Annotated in this window: 2 protein-coding genes; both read right to left on the minus strand. The window is 50.2% G+C overall.

The genetic code is table 11. The features are described from left to right. Positions 1-1561, minus strand: a 1561-nt coding sequence (locus KDK19_RS19840; RefSeq protein ID WP_257292704.1) for a CTP synthase, incomplete at its 3' end; no start/stop codon positions are given. Positions 1562-1699: 138 nt separating this feature from the next. Further along, the coding region (gene tilS, locus KDK19_RS19845) for a tRNA lysidine(34) synthetase TilS (RefSeq protein ID WP_257292705.1) at positions 1700-1881 on the minus strand (182 nt) is incomplete at its 5' end.

Consider the following 1881-nt stretch of genomic DNA (forward strand, 5'->3'; position numbering starts at 1 on the left):
GTGTCGAGGTAAATTCAGGGTGGAACTGGCAAGCCACAAACCAGGGGTGTTCCTTTACTTCCACCATTTCAACCAGAGCATTATCTTCAGAGCGTCCGGAAATAACCAGACCTGCATCCTGCAAAGTCTCAAGGTAATTGTTATTGACCTCATAACGATGACGGTGCCGCTCAATGACAGTGTCTTTACCGTAGGCAGAATGAGCCTGTGTTCCAGAGATGAGGTTACACAGCTGAGCCCCCAATCTCATAGTTCCTCCCAGATCGGAAGCCTCAGTACGTGTCTCCAGAGCACCATCGGAAGACAACCATTCAGTAATCAAGCCTACCACCGGATGCTCGGCGTTTTGATCAAACTCGGAGCTGTTAGCCCCTTCCAGACCCGCTTTGTTACGAGCGTATTCAATAACTGCAACCTGCATACCCAGACAGATACCCAAATAGGGAATCTTGCTCTCGCGAGCATGACGAACCGCCTGAATCTTGCCCTCCACACCACGATGGCCAAAACCACCGGGCACCAGAATCGCACTGACACCTTCCAGACGACTCAGACCCTCCTGCTCAAGCAGCTCGGAGTCAACATAACGGATGGTGACCTTGGTACGGGTTTTCAATCCGGCATGGCGAACCGCCTCAATCAGGGATTTATAGGCATCCAGAAGCTCCATATATTTACCCACCATGGCGATGGTCACTTCTTTCTGTGGATGAGTGTCACGGTCCACAACATCCGCCCATTCAGACAGGTCTGCAGCCGGTGTATCCAGATTGAATTTATCGACAACAATTTGGTCCAGACCCTGCTCATGGAGCATCTGGGGAATGCGGTAAATGGTATCAGCATCTTCCAGAGAGATAACCGCACGCTCTTCCACGTTCGTGAACAGAGAGATCTTGCGACGGGCAGAGGCTTCAATAAACTGTTCGCTGCGGCAAACCAGAATGTCTGGCTGAAGGCCGATAGACCGCAGTTCTTTAACCGAGTGCTGGGTAGGCTTCGTCTTGGTTTCACCAGCCGTCTTTATGTAGGGCACCAGAGTCAGGTGCATCAGCAATGCGCGGGAAGAACCCAGCTCGACTTTCAATTGGCGAATGGCTTCAAGAAATGGCTGAGACTCAATGTCACCCACAGTGCCGCCAATTTCAACCATCGCTATATCAACATCGCCGGCACCCTGGACAACGCGACGCTTGATTTCATCAGTAATGTGAGGAATAACCTGAACTGTGCCGCCCAGATAATCTCCGCGACGTTCTTTGCGAAGAACATCCTGATAGACTCTACCCGTAGTAAAGTTATTACCTTGCTTCATGGTGGTGCGCACAAAACGCTCATAATGGCCCAGATCAAGATCGGTCTCCGCACCATCTTCAGTAACAAATACTTCACCATGTTGGAACGGGCTCATGGTACCCGGATCAACGTTGATGTAGGGATCCAGTTTAAGCATTGTCACCTTAAGACCGCGTGCCTCAAGGATAGCTGCGAGGGAAGCTGATGCGATGCCTTTGCCTAATGAGGAAACAACACCACCCGTGACGAAAATATAACGCGTCATTGTTATCTGCTGACTCTTAAATGCGGGAAAAAAATGGATACTCAAGATGGGAGATCAGGATACCAAAACCACTACTAAACGTAAAACACATACTGAGAAAATGCGTAGAAAGTTTAGTTTAAGTCCTGCTCTCGAGACTCAAACATCAGGACGCCAGGACAGGCGTCTGCCCAGACCCGGCTCACTGGTGTGGGTGACTGTCACAAACACTCCCGGTAAGGCCACCAGATCATCCCCGTGAAAAACAAAAGGAATAGACCCCCTGACCCAGGGGGGGACTTTATAGTACTGCAACCAACGCTTGATCGTTTTACGACCCA

This window comes from Endozoicomonas sp. ONNA1 (assembly GCF_024606325.1).
Classification (GTDB): domain Bacteria; phylum Pseudomonadota; class Gammaproteobacteria; order Pseudomonadales; family Endozoicomonadaceae; genus Endozoicomonas_A.